General features: G+C 67.1%; 25 protein-coding genes. 23 read left to right on the top strand and 2 right to left on the bottom strand.

The features are described from left to right. Nucleotides 1-334: 334 nt before the first annotated feature. A complete protein-coding gene (locus EET13_RS09665) occupies nt 335-820 on the bottom strand; it encodes a (R)-mandelonitrile lyase (RefSeq protein WP_211186397.1) in 486 nt (161 codons plus the stop codon). A gap of 183 nt (nt 821-1,003) precedes the next feature. Here EET13_RS09665 and EET13_RS09660 point away from each other — a divergent pair, with 183 nt between their 5' ends. Beyond that, nucleotides 1,004-2,017 carry an alpha/beta hydrolase gene (locus EET13_RS09660; RefSeq protein ID WP_122442079.1) on the top strand — a complete coding sequence of 338 codons (1,014 nt, stop codon included), beginning with the start codon at nt 1,004-1,006 and terminating at the stop codon, nt 2,015-2,017. 8 nt (nt 2,018-2,025) lie between these two features. Next, nucleotides 2,026-3,405, top strand: a complete 1,380-nt coding sequence (mtr, locus tag EET13_RS09655; RefSeq protein ID WP_122442078.1) for a mycothione reductase — start codon at nt 2,026-2,028, stop codon at nt 3,403-3,405. Nucleotides 3,406-3,407: 2 nt separating this feature from the next. Here the strand turns inward: mtr and EET13_RS09650 are convergent, their stop codons facing one another. Continuing rightward, a complete protein-coding gene (locus EET13_RS09650) occupies nt 3,408-3,941 on the bottom strand; it encodes a Fur family transcriptional regulator (RefSeq protein WP_122442077.1) in 534 nt (177 codons plus the stop codon). A gap of 341 nt (nt 3,942-4,282) precedes the next feature. Between EET13_RS09650 and EET13_RS09645 the strand changes: the two genes are divergently transcribed. The 21 genes from EET13_RS09645 to EET13_RS09550 all read left to right on the top strand — a co-directional run bounded on the left by EET13_RS09645 (nt 4,283) and on the right by EET13_RS09550 (nt 22,951). After that, nucleotides 4,283-4,648, top strand: a complete 366-nt coding sequence (locus tag EET13_RS09645) for a WhiB family transcriptional regulator (RefSeq protein WP_280177671.1) — start codon at nt 4,283-4,285, stop codon at nt 4,646-4,648. Nucleotides 4,649-4,772: 124 nt separating this feature from the next. Beyond that, complete coding sequence (gene nicT / locus EET13_RS09640) at nt 4,773-5,909, top strand: Nickel transporter NicT (protein WP_122442075.1); 1,137 nt, start codon at nt 4,773-4,775, stop codon at nt 5,907-5,909. Nucleotides 5,910-6,030: 121 nt separating this feature from the next. Continuing rightward, on the top strand, nt 6,031-6,366 hold the full coding sequence (locus tag EET13_RS09635; protein WP_122442074.1) for a hydrogenase maturation nickel metallochaperone HypA: 336 nt from the start codon (nt 6,031-6,033) through the stop codon (nt 6,364-6,366). 12 nt (nt 6,367-6,378) lie between these two features. Continuing rightward, nucleotides 6,379-7,143, top strand: coding sequence for a hydrogenase nickel incorporation protein HypB (hypB, locus tag EET13_RS09630; protein ID WP_122442083.1), 765 nt, complete (start codon nt 6,379-6,381; stop codon nt 7,141-7,143). Nucleotides 7,144-7,416: 273 nt separating this feature from the next. Further along, a complete protein-coding gene (locus tag EET13_RS09625; protein ID WP_122442082.1) occupies nt 7,417-8,472 on the top strand; it encodes an NADH-quinone oxidoreductase subunit B family protein in 1,056 nt (351 codons plus the stop codon). Between the two features lie 39 nt (nt 8,473-8,511). Continuing rightward, entirely contained in the window at nt 8,512-10,311 is a 1,800-nt protein-coding gene (locus EET13_RS09620; protein WP_122442073.1) for a nickel-dependent hydrogenase large subunit, read from the top strand. A gap of 83 nt (nt 10,312-10,394) precedes the next feature. Then, complete coding sequence (locus tag EET13_RS09615; RefSeq protein WP_122442072.1) at nt 10,395-11,288, top strand: NifU family protein; 894 nt, start codon at nt 10,395-10,397, stop codon at nt 11,286-11,288. Then, nucleotides 11,285-11,911: a DUF5947 family protein gene (locus EET13_RS09610; protein ID WP_122442071.1), complete on the top strand. Its 627-nt coding sequence runs from the start codon at nt 11,285-11,287 to the stop codon at nt 11,909-11,911. Before EET13_RS09615 ends, EET13_RS09610 begins: the two co-directional genes overlap by 4 nt. Nucleotides 11,912-11,919: 8 nt before the next feature. Then, a complete protein-coding gene (locus EET13_RS09605; RefSeq protein WP_122442081.1) occupies nt 11,920-12,564 on the top strand; it encodes a DUF6084 family protein in 645 nt (214 codons plus the stop codon). Beyond that, complete coding sequence (locus tag EET13_RS09600; protein ID WP_122442070.1) at nt 12,561-13,874, top strand: hypothetical protein; 1,314 nt, start codon at nt 12,561-12,563, stop codon at nt 13,872-13,874. The genes EET13_RS09605 and EET13_RS09600 overlap by 4 nt, the downstream gene beginning before the upstream one ends. A 12-nt stretch (nt 13,875-13,886) precedes the next feature. Then, complete coding sequence (locus EET13_RS32740) at nt 13,887-14,006, top strand: DUF6893 family small protein (RefSeq protein ID WP_023372388.1); 120 nt, start codon at nt 13,887-13,889, stop codon at nt 14,004-14,006. Between the two features lie 27 nt (nt 14,007-14,033). Then, nucleotides 14,034-14,534, top strand: a complete 501-nt coding sequence (locus EET13_RS09595) for a hydrogenase maturation protease (RefSeq protein WP_122442069.1) — start codon at nt 14,034-14,036, stop codon at nt 14,532-14,534. A gap of 2 nt (nt 14,535-14,536) precedes the next feature. Next, nucleotides 14,537-14,797, top strand: a complete 261-nt coding sequence (locus EET13_RS09590) for a HypC/HybG/HupF family hydrogenase formation chaperone (protein WP_122442068.1) — start codon at nt 14,537-14,539, stop codon at nt 14,795-14,797. A 1-nt stretch (nt 14,798) separates the two neighbouring features. After that, entirely contained in the window at nt 14,799-17,147 is a 2,349-nt protein-coding gene (gene hypF, locus EET13_RS09585; RefSeq protein ID WP_122442067.1) for a carbamoyltransferase HypF, read from the top strand. Then, on the top strand, nt 17,144-17,860 hold the full coding sequence (locus EET13_RS09580; protein WP_023372384.1) for a HypC/HybG/HupF family hydrogenase formation chaperone: 717 nt from the start codon (nt 17,144-17,146) through the stop codon (nt 17,858-17,860). Before hypF ends, EET13_RS09580 begins: the two co-directional genes overlap by 4 nt. Continuing rightward, the gene (locus tag EET13_RS09575) at nt 17,860-18,522 is read left to right on the top strand and encodes a D-sedoheptulose-7-phosphate isomerase (RefSeq protein ID WP_168990732.1); all 663 of its coding nucleotides are present in this window, start codon (nt 17,860-17,862) and stop codon (nt 18,520-18,522) included. Before EET13_RS09580 ends, EET13_RS09575 begins: the two co-directional genes overlap by 1 nt. Further along, nucleotides 18,519-19,631, top strand: a complete 1,113-nt coding sequence (gene hypE / locus EET13_RS09570; protein ID WP_122442065.1) for a hydrogenase expression/formation protein HypE — start codon at nt 18,519-18,521, stop codon at nt 19,629-19,631. Before EET13_RS09575 ends, hypE begins: the two co-directional genes overlap by 4 nt. 18 nt (nt 19,632-19,649) lie before the next feature. Further along, entirely contained in the window at nt 19,650-19,922 is a 273-nt protein-coding gene (locus tag EET13_RS09565) for a HypC/HybG/HupF family hydrogenase formation chaperone (protein WP_023372381.1), read from the top strand. Nucleotides 19,923-19,938: 16 nt separating this feature from the next. After that, the gene (gene hypD, locus EET13_RS09560; RefSeq protein ID WP_122442064.1) at nt 19,939-21,078 is read left to right on the top strand and encodes a hydrogenase formation protein HypD; all 1,140 of its coding nucleotides are present in this window, start codon (nt 19,939-19,941) and stop codon (nt 21,076-21,078) included. A gap of 2 nt (nt 21,079-21,080) precedes the next feature. After that, nucleotides 21,081-21,824 (top strand): DUF6390 family protein, encoded by a 744-nt coding sequence (locus tag EET13_RS09555; protein WP_425294232.1) that lies wholly within the window; start codon nt 21,081-21,083, stop codon nt 21,822-21,824. Between the two features lie 8 nt (nt 21,825-21,832). Then, on the top strand, nt 21,833-22,951 hold the full coding sequence (locus tag EET13_RS09550; protein WP_122442063.1) for an alkaline phosphatase family protein: 1,119 nt from the start codon (nt 21,833-21,835) through the stop codon (nt 22,949-22,951). Nucleotides 22,952-23,145 lie beyond the last annotated feature (194 nt).

Genomic DNA, 23,145 nt, shown 5'->3' with positions numbered 1-23,145 from the left:
CGGTGATCCTCACCTGGGCGGGTTGGGGCGGGCTGGGCTGGGCGGGCCGGGGGCGATCCGGTTCGCAGACCGAAGCGGACCGCACGACAGTGTAGAAGTGACCGGGTTGCCGGTCAATCATGCTCGCCGGCGGCGTTCGGGCGCCACGGATACGTGGTGATTACGCTCCGCATAGGTACTCCGGGGTATTCCGGGGTATTCCGGGTATTCGGGGGCATTGCGGGGTACTCGGTACGCCCGGCGCGCCTGGTCCACGTTGCTCACCTCGTCCGAAAAGTCCCGGCAATTGAACACTCGATGCGTTGGCGGCCTGATCAACCCGGATCAACCCGGATCAACCCAGGTACTGCTCGTCGCTGACCTGCTCCATCCAATCGACAAAACGCCCGTCGACCATCTCTTGAATCGCAATGTGGGTCATCTCGCCGCTGGGGGTGGCTCCATGCCAGTGTTTGACGCCGGCCGGAGTCCAAATCACATCGCCGGGATTGATCTGCTGCCTGTCGTGACCCCATTGCTGCACCCAGCCGGTGCCGGCGGTGACGATCAGCGTCTGGCCGGCCGGATGCGTGTGCCAGCCGCTGCGGGCGCCAGCGGCGAAGGTGAGCTGTCCGCCGAAGGCGTTCGCGGAGCCCGCCGGTCCGAACAACGGCTTGAGCACGACGTCGCCGGTAAAGAAATCATGCGGTCCCGGAGCAGCCGGACGTTCACCGTCGCGGGAGATGCGCATGGCCTCCTCCGCTCCGGGTGGACCAGCCTTGAAAACGCCGAACCGAGCATATGCGGCGACGAACGCCGCGAGTGTCACGATGCCTCGCATGTCACGCCTTTCACCGGACCGGTAACCGGATCCTAGCTACCGGGACCGGAAAGCGGGGACGTTTCAGGTCCTCCACGCGTGCTGATGCGAACGCCGGCGTCACCGACACCCGTGCCGGCGAACCCCTGGTGCATCGGCTCGACCGAGCGTCCGACAGCGCCGACCACCCTCTAAGCTGGCCCCGTGACTGGCTGGATGCCCGATGTCCTGCCCGGCTATTGGCAGTATCTGATTCCGCTGGGACCGGACCCCGACGGCGAAGGCGACGTGGTCGCAACGCTGATCCGTCGGGGAGAACCCGTCCGGACCGATCACGCGGTCCTGGCGGTGCACGGCTATACCGACTACTTCTTCCACACCGAACTGGCCGATCACTTCGCGCACCGCGGGTTCGGCTTCTATGCGCTGGACCTGCGCAAGTGCGGCCGCTCCCGCCAGGATGGCCAGACCCCGCACTTCATCACCGATCTGGCGCACTATGACGCCGAACTCGAGCACGCCCTGCGGGTCATCGGCGAGCAAACGCGGACCGCCCGGGTTCTGGTGTATGCCCATTCGGCCGGCGGGCTGATCGTCTCGCTCTGGCTGGACCGACTGCGCCGGCGCAGCGCGGCAACGCCCCCCGTCGGCGGGCTGGTGCTCAACAGCCCTTTCCTGGACCTGCACGGGCCGGCGATTCTGCGTTCCGGCCTCACCGCGGCTGCGGTCGCCGCGATCTCGCGAATGCGGCCCAAGAGAGTGGTCCGGCTACCGCGTGAGAGCGGATACGGCACCACTCTGCACCGCGATTATGAGGGCGAATTCGACTACAACCTGCAGTGGAAGCCCGTGGGCGGCTTCCCGATCACCTTCGGCTGGGTGCATGCCACGCGCCGCGGCCAGGCCCGGCTACATCGCGGGCTCGACGTCGGCGTGCCCAACCTGATCCTTCGTTCCGATCACACGGTGCGCGAAACCGCCGGCGCCGCAGCCATGCAACGCGGCGACGCGGTGCTCGACGTCACCCATATCGCCCGCTGGGCCGGTTGCATCGGCAACCGCAGCACCATCATTCCGGTGCCCGACGCCAAACACGATGTGTTCCTGTCGCTGCCGGAGCCGCGCCGGATCGCCTATCGCCACCTGGACAACTGGCTGGACCACTACCTCAGCACACGAGATGACACCGGCGCCTCGGCCTCGTCGGGGAAAAGGTGAGCGGCCCAATGGAAACCTATGACCTTGCAATCATCGGAACCGGTTCGGGCAACAGCATTCTCGACGACCGCTATGCGCACAAACGGGTGGCGATCTGCGAGCAGGGCACCTTCGGCGGCACCTGCCTGAACGTCGGGTGCCTACCGACCAAGATGTTCGTCTACGCCGCCGATGTGGCCGGCACCATCCGCGACGCCGGCCGGTACGGCGTCGATGCGCACGTGGACGGGGTGCGCTGGGACGACATCGTCTCGCGGGTCTTCGGGCGCATCGATCCGATCGCGATGGGCGGCGAGCAATATCGGCGCTCGGCCCGCAACATCGACGTCTATCCCGCCCATACCCGCTTCGGCGGTGTCCAGGCCGACGGGCGCTATCTGTTGCGCACCGACGGTGGTGACGAGTTCACGGCTGACCAGGTGGTGATCGCAGCCGGCTCGCGTCCGGTGATTCCGCCGGCGATCCTGGCCTGCGGCGTCAAGTACCACACCAGCGATACCGTCATGCGGATCGCCGAGCTGCCGAAGCATCTGGTGATCGTCGGAAGCGGTTTCGTGGCAGCCGAATTCGCGCACGTCTTCTCCGCGTTCGGCGTTCGCGTCACGTTGGTGATCCGAGGCGGCTGCCTGCTGCGGCATTGCGACGACACGCTGTGCGAACGTTTTACCCGCATCGCATCGACCAAGTGGGAACTGCGCACCCACCGCAATGTCGTGGCCGGGGAAAACACCGCGACGGGCGTGTCACTCACGCTCGACGACGGGTCCACCATCGACGCGGACCTGCTGCTGGTGGCGACCGGTCGCAGGTCCAACGCCGACCTGTTGGACGCCGACCGCGCCGGTGTCGATATACAAGACGGCAGAGTTGTGGTCGACGAACATCAAAGAACTTCTGCGCGTGACGTTTTCGCGCTCGGCGACGTCTCGTCGCCGTATCAGCTCAAGCACGTCGCCAACCACGAAGCGCGCGTGGTGCAGCACAACCTGCTACGCGACTGGGACGACACCGCGTCGATGGCCGTCACCGACCACCGTTACGTGCCGGCGGCGGTGTTCACCGATCCCCAGCTGGCTGCTGTGGGGCTAACCGAAAATGAAGCCGTGGCAAGAGGTTTCGACATTTGCGTCGCCATACAGGACTATGGCGACGTCGGTTATGGCTGGGCGATGGAGGACACCACCGGGTTTGTCAAGCTGATCGCCGAGCGCGGCAGCGGGCGTCTGCTGGGCGCGCACATCATGGGCCACCAGGCGTCGTCGATCATTCAGCCGCTGATCCAGGCGATGAGCTTCGGACTTACCGCAGCCCAGATGGCCCGCGGCCAGTACTGGATTCACCCGGCGCTGCCGGAGGTCGTCGAGAACGCGCTACTGAACCTGCGCTGACCTCAGCGCCGGCGTTGCGCCGGATCGCGTCGCCGTGGCGGGCGCGGATCGGTGGGGTCACCGAGGTCCTGCACGCTGTCCTGGCAGTCCGGGCACAAGCCGCGCAGGGTCAAACCGGCGCGTTCCGACAGGGCGAACGAGCTGCCCGCCATGGCGTGCTCCAGCGCCGAGCTCAGCTGCCGCGCGGGCACTTCGATGATCGCCCCGCACTGGGTGCACACCGCGTGGTGGTGCGGCGCGGTGGCCAGCCCGTAGGTGGTGATCCCGCCATCGAGGGTCAACGCATGTAACACTCCCTGGTCGACCAGGGTGGTGACGGTGCGGTAGACGGTGGCCAGGTCGGGCGGCTGAGCCTCGGCGGACAGGCAGGCGCCCAGCCGCTGATGAATTTCGGCCACCGACAAATGGCCGTTGACCGGTTCAAGCACGGCCAGCACCTGAATACGCGAGGGCATCCGTCGCAGGCCGCGGGCGCGCAAGAGTTCGCCGATGCGTTCGGTGACGGCCGGATCCAGACCCGACGACTTTGACGTCACCCGTTCAGTGTCGCGCCGGAAGGTCGGGATTGCCAGTGTCCCGGCCGGCCCGGGCGGATCTTGCCGCCGGGACCGGAGAGGACGATGGTCCCAACCACAAGGGATTTGAAGCACCCCGGGTTGTGACAATCGGCCCTAGGCCCGGCGACATGCCCTTTCGTACGGTCACGGCAGACGCCTGTTGAACACCGCTTCATCCCCAACTGCGGGGCTGAACACGACAGGGAGTTAGCCGTCGGCGAATCTGGCGCGTGCACGCACTTGGCCGCGGGCAAACAGGCCGTTCGAAAAGTTCATCTGTTAACGCCGGCCGCAAGCCTTGGGGGGATCTCGTGCCAACAATCCGCAACACCGCCCGAAGCGGCGCCATTACGTGTGTTCAGAGCCTCAACGTGGAGGAAGCCCAGGCTCGCGCCGCGTGGGTGGCCAAAGCGCTGTGCCGCAACATCGATCCGGAGGAATTGTTCGTGCGCGGCGCCGCCCAACGAGAAGCGGCGGCGATCTGCCGGAACTGCCCGGTGATTCTCGAGTGCGCCGCCGATGCGCTCGACAACCGCGTCGAGTACGGGATCTGGGGCGGACTCACCGAACGGCAACGTCGCGCCCTGCTCAAGCGGCACCCGGAGGTGCAGTCCTGGGCGGCCTTCATCAACGCCCGGCGAAACCACCGCAGCGCCGTGCCAGACAACGGCGCGGCCAGCGCGTAGCGCGCCCGGTGCCGCTCAAGCTCACCGGTGAACGACGCAGCGTTGCTGCGAATGACTTGCAATAGCTGCTGAGGCAACTTACAGTCGTGCCTGTTGTGTTCCGCCCGCCGCCGCAAGGACCAACATGGCCCGTAGAGAACTCAACCGGCGCCCGTCAGATCCCTCCCAGTCGACAGGTTTCTGCCGGATGCTCGGCGTCCTGGCACCAGCGGAGTGGTGGCGTCTGGCATCGATGTTGGCCGTCATCGTCGCGCTGCACCTGGTCGGCTGGATCATCCTCATTGGCCTGGTGGAGCCCGCGCGACTCGCCGTAGGCGGCAAGGCATTTGGCATCGGCATCGGCGTGACCGCATATACGCTCGGCATGCGGCACGCCTTTGACGCCGACCACATCGCCGCCATCGACAACACCACCCGCAAGCTGATGAACGACGGACAGCGGCCGCTGGCCACCGGGTTCTTTTTCTCGCTGGGCCACTCCACGGTCGTCTTCGCGCTGGCAATCCTGCTGGCGAGCGGAGTCAAGACCATCGTGGGGCCGGTCCGCGACGACTCTTCGGCGTTGCACCACTACACGGGTCTGATCGGCACCGGCGTCTCGGGGCTGTTCCTGTATCTGATCGCCGTGCTCAATGTCGTCGTGCTGGTCGGCATCCTGCGGGTGTTCCTCCGGTTGCGGCATGGCGAGTTCAACGAAGCCGAACTGGAGCAACAGCTGGACAATCGCGGGCTGATCAACCGATTCCTGGGCCGGTTCACCGGCTCGATCACCAAGTCCTGGCACATGTATCCGGTGGGATTGCTGTTCGGCCTGGGCTTCGACACCGCCACCGAAATCGCGCTGCTGGTCCTGGCGGGCACCAGCGCGGCGGCCGGCCTGCCCTGGTACGCCATCTTGTGCTTGCCGGTGCTGTTCACCGCGGGCATGTGCCTGCTGGACACCATCGACGGTTCGTTCATGAACTTCGCCTACGGCTGGGCGTTCGCCAGCCCGGTGCGAAAGATCTACTACAACATCACCGTCACCGCGCTGTCGGTCGCGGTCGCGCTGCTGATCGGCAGCGTGGAACTGCTCGGCCTGTTCGCCGGTGAATTCGGCTGGCAGGGCTCGTTCTGGCAGTGGGTCGCCGGGCTGGACCTGAACATGGTCGGCTTCGCCGTCGTCGGCATGTTCGTGGTCACCTGGGCCGTCGCCCTGCTTGTCTGGCGCGTGGGCCGCATCGAAGAAAAGTGGCTCCCGGCGGCCGACAGCGCGGCCTGACGGCTCGGGTTCGCACTCAGCCACATTCCGTCGCCGGTCGCGGCGAGATAGCCCCGTTGGTTGCCGACGGTGTAGAACAGGCTCATGGGCTCGTCGACCCGCAGGCACGCGGGGCACGGTCATGCATGAGTTCGCCCTGTGCGAAGCGATCGCCGGTGTGGTCCGGACGCATGCCGACGGACGCCACGTCGACGTCGTTCGCGTGCGCGTCGGCGCACTTCGCCAGGTGGTCCCGGAATCCCTGTCATTCTGCTGGACGCTGGTGCGCGAGTCGGAGAACATGGCCGACGCCGAACTCGAACTGGAATGCGTCACCGCCGAGGTGCGCTGCCGTGCCTGCGGCCGGCAATCGGAACTAACCTCAGCCTGGTTGATCTGGTGCCCGCACTGCGACAGTCCCGACGTCGAGGTGCTCCGCGGCAATGAATTCCTGGTGACGTCGCTGGATGTCTCGTGAAAGGTGTTCAAAATGGGTAGGTTTCACCGCCATGACGACGGGACCGTGCACGTTCACCAGCATGAGCACGAGCACTGGGACCACACCGGGTACCAGACCGGCGCTGCGCGCATCGATGTGCTCGAAGACATCTTCGCCGAAAATGACGCCCGGGCCGCTATCAACCGGGCGGCCTTCGACACCAATGGCATCCGCGCGCTCAACCTCATGAGCTCGCCCGGGTCGGGAAAGACCACCGTGCTGCAAGCCACGCTCGACGAGCTCGCCGGCGAGTTCGCGATCGGGGTGATCGAGGGTGACATAGCCACCGACCTGGACGCCGCCAAGCTCAGCGGCCGCGGCGCCCAGGTGTCGCTGCTCAACACCAGCAACGGTTTCGGCGGTGAATGCCACCTGGACGCGCCCATGGTCAACCGCGCCCTGCCGGGTCTGGACCTGCCCGGTCTGGACCTGGTGATCATCGAAAACGTCGGCAACCTGGTCTGCCCTGCCGAATTCAACGTCGGCGAGCACGCTAAGGCCATGGTGTACTCCGTCACCGAAGGCGAGGACAAACCGCTGAAGTATCCGGTCATGTTTCGTTCGGTGGATGTGGTGCTGCTCAACAAGATTGACCTGGTCCCCCACCTGGACGCCGATGTGGACGCATACATTGCCCATGTCCGCCAAGTGAATACGACCGCGGCGATCATGCCGGTCAGCGCACGCACCGGCGCGGGGATGGCCGACTGGTTCGGCTGGTTACGCCGTTTCGCCCGCGGCGCAGACCCCGAATAGGGCGGCATGGGGTGCTGGCATTACGTCAATTGCAAACGGTTCGCATCGATGAAGTAGCCGGCCGGATTGCGAATTCCGTTCTGGCACTGCCGGTAAACAACAAAGATAGGCTATGCAACAGCCGTCGATCGGCCGCCGAATCGGTTGCCACCTGCGAACCATTGACAATGCACAACGACAGGGAGTAGACCCAAAAATAGCGCTGCGCAAGTGGGCCGAGGGTCGACTCCGGCAGCGTTAGGGGTGTTCAGCTCGACCCCGGAAAGCTGCATTATGCCGACAGAAGCAGCAGTCAAAGCAGAAGAAGCGCTGATTCACGTTCTATGGATCAACGCCGGGCTTAGCTGTGACGGCGATTCGGTGGCGTTGACTGCCGCCACCCAGCCCAGCGTCGAGGAGATTGCCCTGGGAGCGCTTCCCGGCCTCCCGAAGGTCGCCGTCCACTGGCCGTTGATCGACTTCGAATGCGGGCCCACCGGCGGGGCGGACGACTTCCTCGCCTGGTTCTTCAAAGCCGATCGCGGCGAGTTGGACCCCTTCGTGCTCGTCGTCGAGGGGTCGATACCCAACGAAAAAATCAAGGACGAGGGCTATTGGTGCGGGTTCGGCAACGACCCGGCCACCGGCCAGCCGATCACCACCAGCGAGTGGCTCGACCGGCTGGCACCCAAGGCCACCGCGGTCGTGGCCGTCGGGACCTGCGCCACCTATGGCGGCATTCACGCCATGGCCGGCAACCCCACCGGCGCGATGGGTGTTCCCGACTACCTCGGCTGGGATTGGAAGAGCAAGGCCGGCATCCCGATCGTCTGCGTGCCCGGTTGCCCGATTCATCCCGACAACCTCGCCGAGACGCTGACCTACCTGCTCTACATGGCGACCGGCCAGGCGCCGATGATTCCGCTCGACGACGCGCTGCGACCCAAGTGGCTGTTCGGCCAAACCGTGCACGAGGGCTGCGACCGAGCCGGTTACTACGAGCAGGGCGACTTCGCCACCGAATATGGGTCGCCGAAATGCATTGTGAAACTTGGCTGTTGGGGTCCCGTTGTGAAATGCAACGTGCCCAAGCGCGGCTGGATCAATGGCGTCGGCGGTTGCCCGAACGTCGGTGGCATCTGCATCGGCTGCACCATGCCGGGCTTCCCGGACAAGTTCATGCCGTTCATGGACGAGCCGCCTGGCGGCAAGGTCTCGACCGCCGCATCGGGCCTGTACGGCAGCGTGATTCGCAACCTGCGGGGCATCACCAACCGCACCCTGGACAAAGAGCCGCGCTGGCGCCACAAGGGCGACAAACTGACCACCGGCGCGCAGCGCACCTGGTAGGTCAAGCGCTCCAATCTCAGCTCAGACGGAGACACTTCGATGACAACTATCATCCCCGAGCCGACCACCGCCAAGCGCGAACCCGGCCAGCTCGTCGAAATGGCCTGGGATCCGATCACCCGGATCGTGGGCAGCCTAGGCATCTACACCAAGATCGACTTCGAGAACAAAGAAGTCGTCGAGTGCCACAGCACCTCGTCGATCTTCCGCGGTTACTCGATCTTCATGAAGGGCAAGGACCCTCGCGACGCCCACTTCATCACCAGCCGCATCTGCGGCATCTGCGGCGACAACCACGCCACGTGTTCCTGCTACACCCAGAACATGGCCTACGGCGTCAAGCCGCCACACCTCGGCGAATGGCTGATCAACCTCGGCGAAGCCGCGGAATACATGTTCGACCACAACATCTTCCAGGAGAACCTGGTCGGCGTGGACTTCTGCGAGAAGATGGTCGCCGAGACCAATCCCGGCGTGCTGGCCAAGGCGGAGCAGACCGATGCGCCGCATGCCGACGCGCACGGCTATCGGACCATCGCCGACATCATGCGCTCGCTCAACCCGTTCAGCGGCGAGTTCTACCGGGAGGCGCTACAGGTCAGCCGTTGGACCCGAGAAATGTTCTGCCTCATGGAGGGTCGCCACGTGCATCCCTCGACGCTGTACCCCGGCGGCATCGGCACCACCGCCACCGTGCAGTTGATGACCGACTACATGACCCGGCTGATGCGCTACGTCGAGTTCATGAAGAAGGTCGTGCCCATGCACGACGACCTGTTCGACTTCTTCTACGACGCCCTGCCCGGCTACGAGAAGGTTGGGCTGCGGCGCACGCTGCTGGGCTGCTGGGGTTCCTTCCAGGATCCCGAGGTGTGCAACTTCGCCTACAAGGACATGGAGCGCTGGGGCAATGCGATGTTCGTCACCCCGGGCGTGGTGGTCGACGGCGAGCTGGTCACCCACTCGCTGGTGGACATCAACCTGGGCATCCGAATCCTTTTGGGCAGTTCATATTACGATGACTGGACCGATCAGGAGATGTTCGTCAAGACCGATCCGCTGGGTAACGCGGTGGATCGGCGCCACCCGTGGAACCAGCACACCAACCCCCATCCGCAGAAGCGGGACATGGACGGCGGCAAGTACAGCTGGGTGATGTCACCGCGCTGGTTCGACGGCACGGACCACCTGGCGCTGGACACCGGCGGCGGCCCATTGGCCCGGCTGTGGGCCACGGCGCTGGCCGGCCTGGTCGACATCGGCTACGTCAAGGCGACCGGCAACAGCGTCAAGATCAACTTGCCCAAGACCGCCCTGAAAGGTCCGGTCGAATTCGAATGGAAGGTGCCCAGGCACGGCAGCAACACCATCGAACGCGACCGGGCCCGCACCTACTTCCAGGCCTACGCGGCGGCGTGCGCGCTGCACTTCGCCGAAAAGGCGTTGGCCGAAATCCGCGCCGGACGTACCAAGACGTGGGAGAAGTTCGAGGTGCCCGACGAGGCCATCGGCTGCGGGTTCACCGAGGCGGTGCGCGGCGTTCTCAGCCACCACATGGTGATCCGCGACGGCAAGATCGCCAACTACCACCCGTACCCACCTACCCCGTGGAACGCCAACCCGCGCGACAGCTACGGCACGCCGGGCCCCTACGAAGACGCGGTACAGGGTCAGCCGATCTTCGAGGAGAACAGCCGAGAGAACTTCAAGGGAATCGACGTGATGCGTACGGTACGCAGCTTCGATCCGTGCCTGCCCTGCGGCGTACACATGTACCTGGGTAAGGGCAAGACACTCGAGAGACTGCACACGCCGACGCAGTCACCCATCGAGGCGTGATGATCGCAGGCGCGGCGAAGCCGGGCGCTGGGGGCACCTCCCGCGTGCGGGGGCCGGGTCATCACCATCCAAAGGAGTGACGCATGGCCGATCGCCCGGATACCCCCGAGAACGACACACAATGGCGCACCGCGGGCGATCGAATCCAGACGTTGCTGGATTCGTGCGCGGCCACCGGGACGGCCGCGCACGAACGGGCCCAACAGCTGGTCCGCGAGGTGGTCGGACTCTACGGGGCCGGGCTGGAACGGATCATGGGGTTGCTTAGCGATGCCGCGTTAGCCGAGCGGCTGGCCACCGACGACCTGGTGGCCAGCCTGCTCCTGGTACACGGCCTGCACCCCCATGATGTGCACCGGCGGGTGTCGAATGCGCTGGAGCGGGTGCGGCCCTACCTGGGGTCGCACGGCGGCGACGTCGATCTGCTCGAAGTCACCGATACCGTTGTGCGGCTGGCGTTTACCGGAAGCTGCAAGTCCTGCCCGTCGTCGGCGGTGACGCTCGAGCTGGCGGTGCAGGACGCCATCCGGACGGCCGCACCGGAGATCTGCTCGATCGAAGTGGTCACGAACACCAAGCCCGGCACCGTCATCGCGGCCGAAACCCTTTTGGCGCGAGTGCATTCCACCGGCCACAGTGCTGCCACCTGGCATCGGGTGGCGGAGCTGGACGAGTTGGAGTCCGGCGAGGTGGGCGGTTTCCTCGTCGTCGGAACAACGTTGCTGGCGTGTCGGGTCGGCGACGACATCTTCGCCTATCGCGATCACTGCCCGGTGTGTGACGACACGCTGGCCGGTGCGGCGCTGGCCGGCGGGCTGCTCCACTGCCCGCGCTGCGACACCGGATTCGACATGGTGCGCGCGGGTGCCGGCGCGAACGGCGCGCACCTCGACCCGTTGCCCCTGCTGGTCCGCGACGGCGCGCTCGCGGTGGCGCTACCCTGCGCGGTGACCGACGCCATGGGAGCTTCGGCATGACCAGTCCCTATGACGTCCTGGCCCGGATCAGGACCAACCAGCGGGCTCCCGAACCGGCCGGCGAGCGATGTGAGATGTGCTCGGAGTCGATACCCGACGAGCATCAACATGTGGTGAATGTGGCCGGGCGGCAACTGATGTGCGTCTGCCGCGCCTGCTACCTACTGTTCACCGACTCCGAGGCCGAGCTGCGCTACCGCGCCGTGCCGGACCGGTATCTGGCGTTCCCCGATTTCGCTCTCGACCGGCCAGCGTGGGAGGCGCTGCAGATTCCGGTCGGGGTGGCATTCTTCTTCACCAACTCCGCCATCGGCCGCACCGTCGCCTTCTACCCGGGTCCGGCCGGCGCTACCGAATCGGAACTAGATCTCGACGCCTGGAACGCCCTCGGCGGGGCCGACCCCCGGCTTAGCCTGGTGGCCGACGACGTCGAGGCGCTGCTGGTCCGGGTCCCCGAATCTGGGCCTCCGCAAAGCTATCTGGTGCCGATCGACGCCTGCTACGAGTTCGTGGGCCGGTTGCGGTTGCTGTGGCGCGGCTTCGACGGCGGCCACCAGGCGCGGGAATTCATCGACGGCTTCTTCGCCCAGGTCGCCGCCCAAGCACGGGAGACGCCGCGGTGACCCAGCCGATGGACCTGATGTTCGCCGTACTCGACGTGGCGCCCGAGCCGTACACCGTCAGCCCGTTGCTCACCGCCCGCATCGACATCGCCGCCAGCGGTGACGACCCGGTGCACGCCATCGCGCTGCGCTGCCAGGTCCGCATCGAACCGCTACGCCGGCGCTATTCCGACGACGAAGCGGCCGGGCTGCTCGACCTGTTCGGACCCCGCGAACGCTGGGCACGCACCCAACGGACCTTCCTGTGGCAGCATTGCACCGCCATGGTCCCGGGTTTCACCGGCCACACCACCGCGGCGCTGCCCTTGGACTGCACCTACGACTTCGAGGTGACCGCGGCCAAGTACCTGCACGCGCTGCGCGACGGCGCGATCCATCTCCAATTCCTTTTCAGCGGAACGGTTTTCGTCAAATCCGAGCGCGGTTTCTCGGTGCAGCACGTATCCTGGGACTGCGAGGACCGATACGACATGCCGGTCGCGGTATGGCACGAGCTGATGGCCCAGCACTACCCGAACACCGGATGGCTGCGGCTCAGTCACGACACCATCAGCGCGCTGGTCCACTACAAGTCGGCGCGCGGCCTGCTCGACCTCGACCACGCTGTCACCGCGCTGCTGGCCGACGCATCGCAACGGGAGGCAAGCCCGTGACCTCCAGCTGGGACCGCGCCCGCGCCGTCGCCGACGCGGTGCTCTACGAAGGCTATCTGCTCTACCCGTACCGCGGGACGTCCAGCAAGAACCAATCCCGTTGGCAGTTCGGCGTGCTGGGACCACCCGGCGCGGCCGGCTCCGGGCTGGGCGAAGAGGACACCATGGCGGCGCAGTTCCTGGTCGACGGCGCCCGAGCGATCACCCTGGTGATCCGGTTCCTGCAGTTGCAGCACCGCCGCGCCGAGCGGGCACGTGCCGGCGGCGGCTTCGAACCGGTGGCCGAACTGAACACGCCGTCGGGATCGTGGCTGTCCTGGGATGAAGCCGTCGAATGTGAAAGGTCCTTCGGCCCGTTGGTATTCGAGGACCAGCCGTGGACACTGCCGGTGCTGGCACAGGAGGCGACCGACGTCGAATCGGTGGACGGCGGCCGGCTGGTTCGCCGACGCCGGGAGGTGCGCGGCGAGCTCACCGTATCCAGCGAACCCGACGGTGACCTGCACCGCGTGTCGGTGCGCATCGCCAACGTGGGCCCCGGCGCCGCCGACCAGAACGACGCGATTGCGCGGTCGCTGATCGGGACCCACCTGATCGCCGAAGTGGTTGGCGGCCAGTTCGTTTCGTTAGTGGAACCGCCGCCGGCCGCATCCGGGGCGGTGTCGCGGTGCACCCAGCACCGCTGCTTTCCCGTGCTGGCCGGGCCGCCGGGCAACCACGACCTGTTGCTGGTATCGCCGATCATCCTCTACGACCATCCCGAGGTGGCCGAACAGAGCAGCACCGCGCTGTATGACTGCACCGAGATCGACGAGATCCTGACGCTGCGCGTGATGACCATGACCGACGAGGAGAAAGCGCAGGCGCGGGCCACCGATCCGCGGGCCGCCCGGATCATCGACCACTGTGATGCCATGTCGGCGCAGGACATGGCCCGGTTGCACGGGGTGCTGCGTGATCCGCACGGGGTTGCCGGGCTGGTCCCGGAGGTGCCCGAGGGGCTCGACTGGTGGGATCCGTTGGCCGACGGCGCCATTCGTCCCGAGATCGACGCGGTGCTGGTGAACGGAGTCCGGATTGCCCGGGGCAGCCGCGTCCGGCTACGGCCGCGGCGCAACGCCGACGCACAGGACATTTTCGTCGCCGGCAAGACCGCGCGCGTCGCGTCGGTGCACCAGGACGTCGACGGCAACACCCACGTTGCGGTGGTCGTCGACGACGATCCGGCCGCTGAACTGCACGAGTGGTACGGCCGCTACCGGTACTTCTCGCCCGACGAGGTGGAACCGCTACAAACTCACAACATGTGAAAGGAGTTCGCCATGGACGTCTTAGGTTGGGTGTTCATTGCCCTCATCGCACTGGTGGTGGCCGTCGCGGTGGCGCTGGGTGTGGCATCACTACCGGATGCCCGCCGCTACCTGAAGCTACGGCGGATGTAGCCGGGCCGGACAGCTACCGGACAGCTCATGACAGGTCGCATCCTGGTCGCCGGAATCGGAAACATCTTCCTGGGGGACGACGGTTTCGGCTCCGAGGTGGTCCGCCGGGCTGACATCCCGGCAGAAGGTGCGGAGGTGCGTGTCATCGACTACGGCATCCGCGGCATGCACCTGGCCTATGACCTGCTCGAAGGCTGGGACACCCTGATTCTGGTCGACGCGGTGCCCAACCGCGGCAATCCCGGTGCTTTGCATGTCTTCCAGGCCGATCACGACTGGCGGTCGGACCCGGCGGCGCTGGACGCGCACCACATGGATCCGGCCGCCGTATTCGCCAACCTGCGGGCACTGGGCGGCACGCCGCCCTACACCGTCGTCGTCGGGTGCGAAGCGGGTAGCGTCGAAGAAGGCATGGGGCTCAGCGAACCCGTCGCCAAGGCGGTCCCCCGCGCCGCCCGCGCGGTCGAGGAGATTGTCGCGGCGTTGCGGACACCCTCGGCCCCCCAAGTGATCCGAGAGGAGTGCTGACCATGTGTCTGGGTATCCCTGGTCAAGTGATCAGGATGCTGGACGGCTACGCAGGTCAGCTCGCACTGGTCGACGTCATCGGCGAACAGCGCAAAGTCAACGTCGGGATGCTTGCCGACGAAACCTTCGCCCCGGGCGACTGGGTGATCATTCATCTGGGATTCGCCGTCGAGAAGACCGACCGGGCCGGGGCCGAAGAGGCGATGGCCGGTCTGGAGCTGATGGGGCGGGGCGGTAGCGATCCGTTTGCCGATGGCGATTGACATGACCGACACACCCGTGCTGCTGCGCTCCGCCGACATTCGGCGGCGCCTCACGGTGACGGGTGTCGTCCAAGGGGTTGGTTTTCGTCCGTTCGTCCACGTGCTCGCCACCGAGCTGGGCCTGACCGGGTTCGTCGGCAACGAGTCGGGCGCAGTGTTCCTCGAGGTGCAGGGCGGGCGCGCGCAGCTCGACGAGTTCGCTCGCCGGTTGCGCGCCAAGGCGCCGCCGCTGGCGCGGATCAGTTCGGTCTCGGTGACCGAGATCCCAACCGAGACAAGCTCATCCGGATTCCGGATCGTGGCCAGCAAGGTGGTCGGCGGTGCCACGACGCCGATTCCCCCGGATGTCGCGGTGTGCGACGATTGCATCGCCGAATTGTTCGAGCCCCGGGACCGCCGCTACCGGCACCCGTTCATCACCTGCACCAACTGCGGCCCGCGATACACCGTCATCCGCACGCTGCCCTATGACCGCCCGGGCACCACCATGGCGGCGTTCGCCATGTGCGAGCGCTGCGCGGCCGAATACCACGATCCATCCGATCGCCGGTTCCACGCCCAGCCGATCGCCTGCCCGGAGTGCGGGCCGTCGCTGTGGTTCCGCGGCGATGACCGGCGCGTCAGCGGTTCGGACGCCGCGCTGGCGGCCACGCAACGGGCGCTGGCGGCCGGTGCGGTGGTCGCCATCAAGGGGATCGGCGGTTACCACCTGGCCTGTATGGCTGACGACGACACGGCGGTGCGCTCGCTGCGGTCACGGAAGGCGCGCGGCGCCAAGCCATTTGCCATGCTGGTGCGTGACCTGGACGTCGCGCGCCGGTACGCCTACGTCGACGACGACGAGGCGGCGGTGTTGTCTGGTCCGGCCCGGCCCATCGTGCTGCTGCGCCGGCGTGACACCGCCGCGGTAGCCGACTCCGTTGCGCCCGGCAGTCCGCTGCTCGGGTTGATGCTGCCCTACTCCCCCGTCCATCACCTGCTGCTGGCCCCGGTTCCCGGCGGCACCGGGCCGGTGCCCGGCGCGCTGGTGCTGACCAGCGCCAACCGTTCCGACGAGCCCATCTGCTTCAGCGATGTCGATGCGGCAGAGCGCCTTTCGGTGCTGTGCGATGCGGTGCTCGACCATGACCGGCCCATCCACGTGCCCTGTGACGACTCGGTGGTGCGGGTGGTCAGATCCGACGGGTCGGCCCGTGAGCTGCCGATCCGCCGGTCCCGTGGCTATGCGCCGTTACCGGTCGAGCTCGGGTACGACGGTCCCGCCGTCCTGGCGGTGGGCGGGGAACTGAAGAACACCTTCTGCCTCACCGATGGCCGGCGCGCGTACCTGTCCGCCCACATCGGTGACATGGGCACCTGGGAGACGTTGCGCGCGTTCGAGGGAGCGGTGCGCCAGCTCAGCGAAATACGTGGCCGCCCAGCGCGATTGGCCGCCGACCTGCATCCTGGCTATCACACCCGCGGCTGGGCGGAGCGCCACGCCGGCGATCGGCCGCTCGATCTGGTGCAGCACCACCACGCGCACGTGGCGTCGCTGCTGGCCGAACACGGGCGCCTCGGCGAACCCGTCGTCGGGGTGTCCTTCGACGGCACCGGCTACGGCTGCGATGCCACCATCTGGGGCGGAGAGATTCTGGTCCTCGGCCGCGACAGCCACCGCTTCGTTCGGGCCGGGCACCTCTTGCCGGTGCCGCTGCCCGGGGGTGACGCCGCGGTGCGCAATCCCTGGCGGATGGCGCTGTCGCAGCTGTGGCTGGCCCACATCGACTGGACCCCGGATCTGGCCCCGGTCGCCGCCGCGACACCCGACGAATTGCGGCTCATCCGTTCGCAATTGGACAGCGGTGCTGGCTGTGTGCCCTGTTCGAGCATGGGCCGGTTGTTCGACGCAGTCGCGTCGATACTCGGAGTGCGCCACCGGATCGACTACGAAGGCCAGGCAGCCATCGAACTCGAAGTACTGGCCGAGTCGGCGGGCGGGCGCGCCGGCCCGTCGCTGCCGCTGACGGTGCGGGCCGACGGGGTCATCGATCCGGCCACCATGGTGCAAACCCTGGTGTCGGCCCTGCGCGCCGGCACTCCCCCGGCGCTGCTGGCGGCGTGTTTCCACCGGGCGGTCGCCGACGCCGTCGCCCGGGTGGTTGCTCAAGTGGCCGGCAGCGTGCGGCTGGTCGGCCTGACCGGTGGCGTGTTCCAGAACGTCCTGTTGCTGCGAGCGTGCCGGGAACGGTTGCTGCGCCTCGGGTTCGAGGTGCTGACCCACCGCACGGTGCCGCCCAACGACGGCGGGTTGGCGCTGGGTCAGGCCGTGATTTCGATGCTGACAGGGGCGGAGGCGGCTGAGCAGTGAGCATTCCCACCGCCATCGACCGCGGAGTCAGTTCCGAATTGGCCGCCGACCTGGCAGCCACCGCTTTCACGTTGGCCAGGCGATTCGCCGCGGGAGCCACCATGTGGTCGGTCGCGCCGTCGTGGGAACCGCATGCCCTGCACATTGCGGTCGAATTCGTGCACCCGGTGATCATGGGCAAACGCGCCCTGCCGGCGGTCGCGCTCACCGGGGCGGATCTGGTGGACCTGGTGCGGGTGTCGGTGCGCCCCGGCGACATCGTCGTCGCGGTCGCCGGCGCCGACCAACCGGACGTACGCTCGATCATGCGCCGTTGCCCGGCCTGGGGTGCCACCACGCTGTGGATCGGCAGCGGTGAGCGCCCGAAAGCCGGTGCGGCCGATCATGTGTTGTGGCTGGATGATCCCGACCCGCGGGCGCCCGCGACCGGTGGCTTCGTGCTGTTCTATCACGTGTTGTGGGAGCTGACCCATGTGTGCTTCGAACATCCAGGGTTACTCAAACCTGAATGCGCGGAAGAGGTTTGCGTCACCTGTAGCGACGAGGGACGGCTGGGCGAAGTGGTGGCCGTGTCGGCTGACGGCCTGGCCGCCGTGCGCACCGGGCGCGGCGTCGAGGACGTGGTGACGACGCTGGTGGGTCCGGTCGCCGCCGGCGACCTGGTGCTCGTGCATGCGGGCACGGCGATCAGCCGGCTCGAGGAGGACACCTGATGAGCGACGAACCGACCAACTTCCTGTATCCGTTCATCGACGCCCAGGAGGAAAACCCCGAATCGCTGCTGGCCGACCTGGCGGCGTCGGCGCAGGCGAAGGCCGCCGAAAGCCTGGCCTTGCGGCGTGCCACCCTGGACGCCAACGCCGACCTGGTGACGGCGGCCGCCACCGAAATGGCGCGCCGATTCGCCGGCGGCGGGCGACTGTTCAGCTTCGGAAACGGCGGCAGCTGCACCGATTCCACCACCTTGGCCACCCTGTTCGCCCGGCCGCCGATCGGCACTCCCCTGCCGGCCTGGTCGTTGACGGCCGATCAGGCGATCCTGACCGCCCTAGGCAACGACGTCGGATTCGAGTTGGTGTTCGCCCGCCAGCTGATCGCCCGCGCGAAGGCCGGTGACATCGCGATCGCCATGTCCACCAGCGGCAATTCGCCCAACCTGCTGGCCGCGCTCGCCGAGGCGCGCCAGCGGGGTTTGTACACCATCGGATTCGCCGGATACGACGGCGGTGCCTTTGCCGACAACCCACATGTGGACGCCTGCTTCATCGTTCGCTCACAAAGCGTGCACCGGATTCAGGAATCCCAAGCGCTGCTGGGCTATCAGCTGTGGTTGGCCGTGCACGAACGGGGCGAACGTGATCTGGGGGCCGCATGAGTAAGTCAGCAGGCGACTACCTTTCGTCGGGGCCACGTTTCGCCGAAGGCGAGGTCATCGAACGCATCGAGTCGTTCCGCAGGCGCCGGCCCCGGCTGCTGGATGACCACGTCACCCTGGCCCACGGCGCGGGCGGAAAGGCGTCGGCGGCACTGGTCGATGCGGTGTTCGTGGAGGCATTGCGCAACCCGGCGCTGGAGTCGCTGGGCGATAGCGCCGTGCTCGCCTTGCCCAGCGGCGAGCGGGTCGCCATGTCCACCGATTCGTTTGTGGTGGCGCCCAGACGTTTTCCCGGCGGCTCGGTCGGTTCGCTGGCCGTGCATGGAACGTGCAACGATCTGGCGATGGCCGGCGCCGTGCCGTCCTGGCTCTCGGCGGCCTTCGTGCTCGAAGAGGGCTTTCCTATCGCCGAATTGAAGGAGATCGTCGCCGACATGGCGGCCGCGGCCGAGCAGGCTGGGGTGCAGATTGTCACCGGTGACACCAAGGTGGTGCCCAAGGGCGCCGCCGACGGCCTGTTTATCACCACCACCGGCACCGGCGTGATTCCCGCCGGACGCCGGCTCTCCCCCGGCGCGGTGCGCGCCGGCGACAAGGTACTGCTGTCGGGGTCCATGGGCGATCACGGCATGGCGGTCATGCTGGCCCGCGGCGATCTGGCCATCGAGGCCGACATTAGTTCGGACACCGCGTCGCTCAGCCCCTTGGTGGAGCTGCTGATCGCCGCCGCGCCGTCGACGCGCTGGCTGCGGGATGCCACGCGGGGCGGAGTGGGCACCGTCTGCAATGAACTCGCCCAAGCGTGTGGGCTCGGGGTGCTACTCGAGGAGCAACGGCTTCCGGTGGCGCCGACGGTCAACGGCGCGTGTGAGCTGCTGGGCATCGATCCCCTCTACGTCGCCAACGAAGGCAAGTTCGTCGCCGTCGTCGCACCCGAGGAAGCCGAAGCCGCGCTGGCCGCGGTGCGCTCGCATCCGCTGGGCGCCGCTGCGGCCGAAGTCGGCGAAATCATCGCCGAGCCGGCCGAAACCGTGATACTGCGAACCGGATTCGGCGGCACCCGGATCGTCGACATGCTGGTCGGCGACCCGCTGCCGCGAATCTGCTGACCCGAGAAAGGAGCTGACATGTGCCTGGGCATACCGGGGCGGATCGTCGAAATCACCGACCCGGCAAACTATCTGGCGAAGGTCGACGTCAGCGGAGTGCAGCGGACCATCAGCGTGCGACTGCTGGACGAGGACATGCCCCAGCCGGACGACTGGGTGCTCATCCACGTCGGTTTCGCCATGGCCAAGATCGACGAGACCGAGGCGTTGCTGACCCTGGCCGCCATCCAGAAGCTCGGCGATGCCTACACCACCGAAATGCAAGCCTTCGACTCGTCGGCGATCATCTAAACAGGGGTGCCACACTATGAAATTCGTTGACGAATTCCGCGACCCGGCCGCGGCGCGCAAACTGCTGACCGCGATCGAGCACCTGGCCGGCTCCGGCCCCGAACACTTCAAGTTCATGGAGGTGTGCGGTGGGCACACCCACACCATTTACCGGCACGGCATCGAACATCTGCTGCCCGACAATGTCGAACTGGTGCACGGCCCGGGTTGTCCGGTGTGCGTGATCCCGATGGGCCGCATCGACGACGCCATGTGGCTTGCCAGCCAACCCGACGTCATTTTCACCTGCTTTGGCGACATGATGCGGGTGCCCGGCTCGGCCGGCAGCCTGCTGGACGCCAAGGCACGCGGCGCCGACGTGCGCTTCGTCTATTCGCCGCTGGATGCGCTCAAGATCGCGGTCGACACCCCGGACAAGCAGGTGGTGTTCTTCGCGATCGGCTTCGAGACCACCGCGCCCTCGACGGCGGTGACACTGGTGCGCGCCCGCGACTTGGGGCTGCGCAACTTCAGCGTGTTCTGCAACCACGTGACGATCGTGCCGCCGATCAAGGCGATCCTGGAATCACCCGACCTGCGGCTGTCGGGTTTCATTGGGCCCGGCCACGTTTCGACCGTGGTGGGCAACCGGCCGTACCGGTTCGTGCCGCAGGTCTACGGAAAGCCGTTGGTGGTCTCCGGGTTTGAGCCACTGGACATCCTGGCGTCGGTGGCGATGCTGCTGCGCCAGATCCGCGAGGGCCGCTGCGAGGTGGAAAACCAGTACAAGCGGGTGGTGCCTGAGCAGGGCAACCCGGCCGCGCTGGCGCTGATGGGCAAGGTGTTCGCGTTGCGGCCGCACTTCGAATGGCGCGGACTGGGTTTCATCTCCCAAAGCGCGCTGCGCCTGCATGACGATTTCGCCGACTTCGACGCCGAGCTGCGGTTCGCGATGCCGGGTGTGCGGGTGGCCGACCCGAAAGCGTGCCAGTGCGGCGAGGTGCTCAAGGGTGTGCTCAAGCCCTGGGAGTGCAAGGTTTTCGGCACCGCGTGCACCCCGGAGACACCGATCGGCACCTGCATGGTGTCCCCGGAAGGCGCGTGTGCCGCCTACTACAACTTCGGTCGCATGCATCGGGACGCGGTGAAGCTGGTGGGGTCGTCGGGGCGGGGGTGACAGTGGCCGCACGCGGCGTGGAACCGGGCACCGAGATGTTCGCCCGCTATGCCTATGCCCCCAATGCGCTGGGCTATTGCGGTCCCCCGCTGGGCGCGACGTTGCGTGACGGCTCGGCCGCGGACGTGCGCGCAGCGGCGGCGAAGTTCTCCGGTGCCTGGCCGTACCTGCGGGTGCTGTCACGATTGACCGGCATCGCCGACCCGCTGGACTACCGGCTGGTCGAATCGTATTGGCTCGGCGGCGGCGTCGGCGCCGGCCTCGATCCCGGCCGGTTCTTCGAGGAGCTGCTGGCCATCATCGGTCCGCGGGCGGGACGCTATTGGTCGCACCTGACACCGGAGCTGGCCGATGAGGCCGCCGCCAACCACTGCTTTCATGTGTTCGGCGTCTATCCGTGGACCCGGTTTCTGGGCCGGGGCATGGACGAGCAGCCGTTGAGCGTGCTGGACAACTGCCGAATCACCTGGGGCACCGTCCTTTCCCGCAACGACGATGCCGTCGAGATATCGTGCCGGCGGCTGATGTGGGACGGCGCGACGCTGGGTTTGTCCGAGCCCTCGGCGCGGGTGCTCGACGTCTGGGCCGACGGGTACAGCGCGGTGCCCGACGTCGCCCCCGGCGACGACGTCGCCGTGCACTGGGGCCGGCTGTGCGGACGACTGCGGCCGCACCAGGTGTGCGCGCTGGCCGACAGCACCGACCGACAACTGCGGGTGACCAGCCGGCGCCTGGCGCCGGTTTAGTATGCGTCATGGCCGCTTCGATCCGCGACGTGCTGCCCGCCGCGGCCGCGCTGCTCGGCGTCTCCGGAGCGGTCGACAAGCTGGGCATTGCAGACCGCGCTTGCCGTGTCGATCGCGTCCTGGTGATCCTCGTCGACGGATTGGGTTGGCATCTGCTGCCCGAATTGGCTTGCGATGCACCGCTTCTCGCTGCTGTCCTGAACGGTTCCGCCGGACGGCTCAGCCAACTCGGCTGCGCGTTCCCGTCCACCACACCCACCAACCTGGTCTCTTTGACCACCGGAGCCGAGCCCGGCGAGCACGGCATCCTGGGCTTCACGCTCAACATCCCCGGCACCGACAAGGTGCTCAACCACATCCGGTGGCGCGACGATCCGCCGCACACCCGGTGGCAACCGCTGCCCACCTGGTTCGAGCGGCTCACCCGGGCCGGCGTCGAGGTGCGCGCCGTGTTGCCGGAGTGGTTCCTGGGCAGCGGTCTGACCGCCGCCGCATACCGCGGCGCGCAGCTTCGCCCGACGCGCCACGGCCAGGACTACGCCGGCCAGATAGCGGTCGAATTGGCCGCGGCGCCCGGACTGGTTTACGGCTATACCGCCGAACTTGACACCGCGGCGCACCTGTTCGGCATCGGTTCGGAGCAATGGCACGCCGCGGCCAGCAACGTCGACAACCTGCTGACCCGCCTGGTCGAGGCGCTGCCGACGAACGCGGCGCTGCTGGTGACCGCCGACCACGGCGGCCTCAACGTGCCCGCGGGTGCCCGGATCGATCTCGATGCCGACCCGCGGCTGACCGCGGGAGTCCGGGTGGTCGCCGGCGAACCTCGGGTGCGCTACCTGCACACCCAACTCGGCGCCGCCGCCGATGTGCTGGCCACCTGGAGAGAACTGCTGACCTGCCGCGCGGATGTGCACAGCCGCCAGGAGGCGGTGGCGACGGGACTGTTCGGCGCGGTGAACCCGCGGCACTTGCCGCGGATCGGCGACGTCGTGGTCATCTGCCGCGGCGACACGGCCGTGCTGGCCACCGGCCACGAACCTCCGGAAGCGGCCCGGCTCATTGGTTTCCATGGTGCGGCCACGGCCGCCGAGATGGCGATCCCGTTGATCGTCTTCGCGGGCTGACATCAACTTCCGCACAGCGTTCGCAACTTTGTCCTGCGAACCGATTGCATCTGGACGGCGAGTGTAGTTATGTGAATTCTACGAATACGCTTCGGAAACTTGAGGTGAAGCCATGGCCGGTGCTTCAATTTGCCGGCTCCCGCCGCGCCCGTGCCCGGCTATGGCCGCGGGTAAGCCGCCGCGCTACATCGCTA

The organism is Mycobacterium attenuatum (assembly GCF_900566085.1).
Lineage (GTDB): Bacteria > Actinomycetota > Actinomycetes > Mycobacteriales > Mycobacteriaceae > Mycobacterium > Mycobacterium attenuatum.
This window is presented reverse-complemented; position numbering and strand designations above follow the sequence as displayed.

What these genes read in the sequence shown, in the direction of transcription:
- EET13_RS09665 (WP_211186397.1), bottom strand. Translation starts at nt 820, where the DNA reads ATGCGAGGCATCGTGACACTCGCGGCGTTCGTCGCCGCATATGCTCGG.
- mtr (WP_122442078.1), top strand. Translation starts at nt 2,026, where the DNA reads ATGGAAACCTATGACCTTGCAATCATCGGAACCGGTTCGGGCAACAGC.
- nicT (WP_122442075.1), top strand. Translation starts at nt 4,773, where the DNA reads ATGGCCCGTAGAGAACTCAACCGGCGCCCGTCAGATCCCTCCCAGTCG.
- EET13_RS09635 (WP_122442074.1), top strand. Translation starts at nt 6,031, where the DNA reads ATGCATGAGTTCGCCCTGTGCGAAGCGATCGCCGGTGTGGTCCGGACG.
- hypB (WP_122442083.1), top strand. Translation starts at nt 6,379, where the DNA reads ATGGGTAGGTTTCACCGCCATGACGACGGGACCGTGCACGTTCACCAG.
- EET13_RS09625 (WP_122442082.1), top strand. Translation starts at nt 7,417, where the DNA reads ATGCCGACAGAAGCAGCAGTCAAAGCAGAAGAAGCGCTGATTCACGTT.
- EET13_RS09620 (WP_122442073.1), top strand. Translation starts at nt 8,512, where the DNA reads ATGACAACTATCATCCCCGAGCCGACCACCGCCAAGCGCGAACCCGGC.
- EET13_RS09615 (WP_122442072.1), top strand. Translation starts at nt 10,395, where the DNA reads ATGGCCGATCGCCCGGATACCCCCGAGAACGACACACAATGGCGCACC.
- EET13_RS09610 (WP_122442071.1), top strand. Translation starts at nt 11,285, where the DNA reads ATGACCAGTCCCTATGACGTCCTGGCCCGGATCAGGACCAACCAGCGG.
- EET13_RS09605 (WP_122442081.1), top strand. Translation starts at nt 11,920, where the DNA reads ATGGACCTGATGTTCGCCGTACTCGACGTGGCGCCCGAGCCGTACACC.
- EET13_RS32740 (WP_023372388.1), top strand. Translation starts at nt 13,887, where the DNA reads ATGGACGTCTTAGGTTGGGTGTTCATTGCCCTCATCGCACTGGTGGTG.
- EET13_RS09595 (WP_122442069.1), top strand. Translation starts at nt 14,034, where the DNA reads ATGACAGGTCGCATCCTGGTCGCCGGAATCGGAAACATCTTCCTGGGG.
- EET13_RS09590 (WP_122442068.1), top strand. Translation starts at nt 14,537, where the DNA reads ATGTGTCTGGGTATCCCTGGTCAAGTGATCAGGATGCTGGACGGCTAC.
- hypF (WP_122442067.1), top strand. Translation starts at nt 14,799, where the DNA reads ATGACCGACACACCCGTGCTGCTGCGCTCCGCCGACATTCGGCGGCGC.
- EET13_RS09575 (WP_168990732.1), top strand. Translation starts at nt 17,860, where the DNA reads ATGAGCGACGAACCGACCAACTTCCTGTATCCGTTCATCGACGCCCAG.
- hypE (WP_122442065.1), top strand. Translation starts at nt 18,519, where the DNA reads ATGAGTAAGTCAGCAGGCGACTACCTTTCGTCGGGGCCACGTTTCGCC.
- EET13_RS09565 (WP_023372381.1), top strand. Translation starts at nt 19,650, where the DNA reads ATGTGCCTGGGCATACCGGGGCGGATCGTCGAAATCACCGACCCGGCA.
- hypD (WP_122442064.1), top strand. Translation starts at nt 19,939, where the DNA reads ATGAAATTCGTTGACGAATTCCGCGACCCGGCCGCGGCGCGCAAACTG.
- EET13_RS09550 (WP_122442063.1), top strand. Translation starts at nt 21,833, where the DNA reads ATGGCCGCTTCGATCCGCGACGTGCTGCCCGCCGCGGCCGCGCTGCTC.